This window comes from Okeania sp. SIO2B9 (assembly GCF_010672505.1).
Lineage (GTDB): Bacteria > Cyanobacteriota > Cyanobacteriia > Cyanobacteriales > Microcoleaceae > Okeania > Okeania hirsuta.
Genome location: NZ_JAAHGK010000569.1, coordinates 1 through 4,623, shown reverse-complemented (window position 1 = coordinate 4,623; position 4,623 = coordinate 1). Strand labels below are relative to the sequence as shown.

Here is a 4,623-nt window from a genome sequence, read left to right as displayed (position 1 = left end):
TTTGTAGAAACATTAAACCTACATATTTATCCACCACTCGTACAAAATTCTACTCTAATTTCTGACTTATAGCCAAAGACTTATTATATCTTGTATTTACCACCTTTATTAGGGTCACTCCAGTCACAAGCAAACCCCTTAGTTGCTGGAACAAATTGATTCCAAGGTATAGGTTTAATAGCTCCTTCAGTAGACCAAACTATATTAAATAAACCATCATCACGAACTTGACCTATTCTCACAGTTTTAGAAATATGATGATTAGCATTCATAGTAACCAAACCTTCAGGAGCATCAAAAGTTTGTCCGATAGCTGCCATCCTTACCGCATCTAAATTATCAGTAGTACCAGCTTTTTCCACTGCTTGTTTCCAAAGATAAACCATAATATAAGCAGCTTCCATCGGGTCATTTGTTACTCGGTCTGCACCATATTTTGCCTTAAAATCTGCCACCCATTTTTTATTAGCTTCTGTCTCAACAGTTTGGAAATAATTCCAAGCAGCATAATGACCTATAAGAAACTCCTTACCAATTTGTCTAACTTCTTCCTCAGCAATACTCACCGACATAACTGGATATTGTTCCGGAGTCAGACCAGCACCTTTCAACTGTTTAAAAAAGGCAACATTACTATCACCATTAAGACTATTAAAAATCACTCCACCATTAGGTAAAGCCTGTTTAATCTTAGTAATAATCGGAGTAACTTCCGTATTTCCTAAAGGTAAATAATCTTCACCAACAGTAGTACCACCTTTAGCTTTTAACTGCTCCTTAATAATCGTATTTGCAGTACGAGGAAAAACATAATCAGAACCAACTAAGAAAAATTCCTTTCCCTTATTTTCTAACAACCAATCTACAGCAGGTTCAATTTGTTGATTAGGAGCAGCACCCGTGTAAAAAATATTTTTCGAGCATTCTTGACCCTCATATTGCACCGGATACCAAAGCATATGATTCTTAGATTCAAAAACAGGCAAAACAGACTTCCGAGAAGCAGAAGTCCAACAACCAAAAACAGTAACTACCTGGTCTTGGTCAATAAGTTTATTAGCCTTTTCAGCAAAAGTAGGCCAGTCAGAAGCACCATCTTCTACAATTGCTTCTATTTGCTTACCTAATACACCACCAGCAGCATTTATTTCCTCAATAGCTAACTTTTCCGCTTCAACTACCGTAGTTTCGCTAATTGCCATTGTGCCACTGAGGGAATGGAGAATACCCACTTTAATTGTGTCAGCCCCAGATGTAGTGTTAGTGTTATTAGCACCACCACAAGCTTTGAGAAAAATACTCGTACCTAGAGCAGCAGAACTATAAATTAAAAATTTCCTGCGTTCTAATCCTTTAGCCATAACAAAAATACTTCACTATAATTAATTTCAAACTTAACTTTACCAGGACTTAGGCACTTTTTAAGTTCCAAACACTATATATCTATAACGTTATAGTTTTTTCTCACTAGACTAGATATATAGATAGTGTTTTTGAGTAAAACCCTCAGTATAGCCATCATTACTCAATAGTTGTCATTTTTGCCTTCTATTACTTCTTGCTAAGATTAGTTTAACTTTGATTTTAGCGTTGATGAATTATGAACAAAAACAAATTGATAATTATCTGTTTATCAATAATTATATTAGTTTCAGTAGGGCTGAATTTCCTATTTTTTAGGAGTAGGAATTATTATTTACAATTAAACTCTCTACAATTAAATCCACTTGCCATAAAATATTATCCGATTGATACTAATCCCAAAGAGGCTAAAAATCTCAATCAAAAAAAACTATATTTTTTTTTGGAGATTCTCGTGCCCGTGGTTGGAATTCACCTAAAGGTTTTGATGATTTTAATTTTGTTAATCGAGGAATTTATGGGCAAACTACAGGGCAAGTTTTAGGAAGATTGAATCAACATCTAAAACCTTTATCTCCGGATATTGTGATAGTTCAAGTTGGTGTGAATGATTTATACAGAATTCCAATATTTCCTGAGAATAAAGAGATAATTATTTATGACTGTAAATCAAATGTCAAAGAAATTGTCAAGCAATCTCGTCAGCTTGGTGCGGTTGTGATTCTGACAACTATTTTTCCTATTGCTGAAGTGCCACTTGAGAGAAAACTTTTTTGGTCGCCGGATGTAGAGTTAGCTATTAAGGAAGTGAATGATTTTATTTATTCTTTGGAAAACAAGGATGTGATAATTTTCGATACAAAAGCGATTTTGGCAAATGAACAAGGAAAAGTTAAGGAAGAATATAGTAGAGATTTTCTTCATCTTAATCGGGCAGGATATAAAGCATTCAATGAAAAATTAATGCCTATTTTGAAAAGGTTATAGATTTGGTTGAATTTGAATATAGCAATTTTCGTACTGATAAGGTGTAAAATTAGTTTGTTTTAGCAAAAAAAAATCATAAAAAATCGCCTGTAATTTATCTAAGATTTTTTGATTAGCTGACTGCCATAAACCTCGTTGATTTGCTTCTAATAATCTTTCTGCCATATCTCGCAATGCCCAAGGATTTTTTGAATGAAAAAGTTGGGTAACAATGACAAAATATGACTTGACTTTCTAATAAAATTTTCAACTATTTCTGCATACAAATTACTTCTGAATTCTCAATTCATAATTCTCAATTGCTTAAGTGAGCGATCGCCTGCAATTTTTCCAACATTTTTTAATTAGCTGACTGCCAGAAACCTCGTTGACTTGCTTCTAATAATCTTTCTGCCATATCTCGCAATGCCCAAGAATTTTTTGAATGACAAGGTTGGTTCAATAATTAATAATTAACAATTAATAATTAATAATTACCTCTTCTTTTTCAGAATAGGATTGTTTAAAAGATTTTTTTTTCTCCTTGAAAGGAGAAGCTTTCCACCTTAATTTTTCGGCAAAAATGACAAAGTTTGACTTGACTTTCTAATAAAATTTTCAACTATTTATGGGTACAAGTTACTTCTGAATTCTGAATTCTGAATTCTAAATTCTGAATTCTAAATTCTCAATTATTCCTTCTGCCTCTAGAGCGATCGCCTGTAATTTATCTAAGATTTTTTGATTAGCTGACTGCCATAAACCTCGTTGATTTGCTTCTAATAATCTTTCTGCCATATCTCGCAATGCCCAAGGATTTTTTCCTTGAATAAATGATTGTACATTCTCATCAAAAATATAAGTTTCTGCTACTCCTTGATACATAAAATCTTCTACACATTTTGCTGTAGCATCGTAGGCAAATAAATAATCTATTGTGGCTGCCATTTCAAAAGCTCCTTTATAACCATGACGCATTACTCCAGCTATCCATTTAGGGTTAACTACTCTGGAACGATAAACCCTAGCAATTTGTTCTTTCAATTGTCGAACTTTGGGATTTTCTGCCATGGAATTATCGCCAAAATAAGTATGAGGATTTTTGCCAGTTAAAGCACGAACTGCAACGGTCATTCCTCCTTGAAATTGATAATAATCATCTGAATCTAATAAGTCATGTTCTCTATTGTCTTGATTATGCAAAACTATCTGCATTTCTTTAAGACGTTGAGAAAATGCTTCGGGAGAATTTATTGCTCTAGCTTCCTGGTTATAACTATTATTAATTCCTGTATAAGCATAGCCACTCCAATTAATATAAGCTCTGGCTAAATCTTGGTCATCTTGCCAATTTTGAGATTCGATTAAACCTTGTAAACCTGCACCATAAGCTCCTGGTTTAGAGCCAAATATTCGATAATGGGAACGTGCTTTTGCCTGAGTTTCTGTTAATCCTAATTCTTGCCAATATTTGACTTCTTTTTTAACTTGAGCAGCTAAAGGATTTTCTGTTTCAGGTTCATCTAAATTAGCCACAGCAATAACAGCTTGGTCGAATAAATCGATAATATTAGGAAAAGCATCTCTAAAGAAACCAGAAATTCTTAAAGTTACATCTACACGGGGTCTTCCTAATATTGAAACTGGCAAAATTTCAAAGTCGATAACTCTTCGAGAAGGTCTATCCCAAACAGGTTTTACACCTAATAAAGCAAGTGCTTCGGCAATATCATCTCCACCAGTTCGCATCGTGGAAGTTCCCCATACTGATAACCCTAAAGTTTGAGGATATTCGCCATTTTCTTGAGTGTATCTTTCGATTAAATTTTCTGCTGCTAATTGTCCTACTCTCCAAGCAGTTTCTGTAGGAATGGCGCGAATATCTACAGAGTAAAAATTCCGACCTGTAGGTAAAACGTCTGGTCTACCTCTTGTAGGAGCGCCAGATGAACCACTAGGGATATATTTGCCATCTAATCCTATTAATAAGTTGATAATTTCTTGGTCTGTTTTTTGCAGAGAAGGTAGAAGTTTTTGACGAATCCATTCTAATTCTTTATTTGTCTGTTGGAAGGGAGAGTTAATCTGATTTTGGTTAATTAAATTTTCGACTAAATTAGCTGCTTTTTGTTCGAGTAACTCCACAGCATCACCCACAGTACGACAGACTTTTCCATCCATAATTAAATTCTCATCAATAATTGTAGAAAAGTCATCTGTGAGAGGGTCAAAATCCAAATTCAAATCTTCAGCTAAAGCGCGAGTCAAACCCAAACGAGTAGTACTAGGATGACG

4 protein-coding genes and 1 pseudogene are annotated in these 4,623 nt (G+C 34.3%); 1 reads left to right on the top strand and 4 read right to left on the bottom strand.

Annotation, left to right across the window (positions count from 1 at the left end):
• Nucleotides 1–83: 83 nt before the first annotated feature.
• A complete protein-coding gene (urtA, locus tag F6K13_RS19280; RefSeq protein WP_124145669.1) occupies nt 84–1,361 on the bottom strand; it encodes an urea ABC transporter substrate-binding protein in 1,278 nt (425 codons plus the stop codon).
• Between the two features lie 433 nt (nt 1,362–1,794).
• On the opposite strand from urtA, the gene F6K13_RS19275 reads away from it, so the two are divergent.
• The gene (locus tag F6K13_RS19275) at nt 1,795–2,349 is read left to right on the top strand and encodes an SGNH/GDSL hydrolase family protein (protein ID WP_124145668.1); all 555 of its coding nucleotides are present in this window, start codon (nt 1,795–1,797) and stop codon (nt 2,347–2,349) included.
• On the opposite strand, the pseudogene F6K13_RS19270 reads toward F6K13_RS19275, so the two are convergent.
• The 3 genes and pseudogenes from F6K13_RS19270 to F6K13_RS19260 all read right to left on the bottom strand — a co-directional run.
• Nucleotides 2,344–2,559: pseudogene (locus tag F6K13_RS19270) on the bottom strand (cobaltochelatase subunit CobN); the annotation flags it as partial. The gene F6K13_RS19275 and the pseudogene F6K13_RS19270 overlap by 6 nt on opposite strands.
• Before the next feature lie 130 nt (nt 2,560–2,689).
• The gene (locus tag F6K13_RS19265; RefSeq protein ID WP_124145666.1) at nt 2,690–2,791 is read right to left on the bottom strand and encodes a cobaltochelatase subunit CobN; all 102 of its coding nucleotides are present in this window, start codon (nt 2,789–2,791) and stop codon (nt 2,690–2,692) included.
• Nucleotides 2,792–2,994: 203 nt separating this feature from the next.
• Nucleotides 2,995–4,623 (bottom strand): cobaltochelatase subunit CobN (locus F6K13_RS19260; protein ID WP_287288052.1); only part of this gene is annotated, 1,629 nt, incomplete at its 5' end.

Excerpts from the sequence above, each read along its gene's own strand:
- urtA (WP_124145669.1), bottom strand. The coding sequence starts at position 1,361 with ATGGCTAAAGGATTAGAACGCAGGAAATTTTTAATTTATAGTTCTGCT.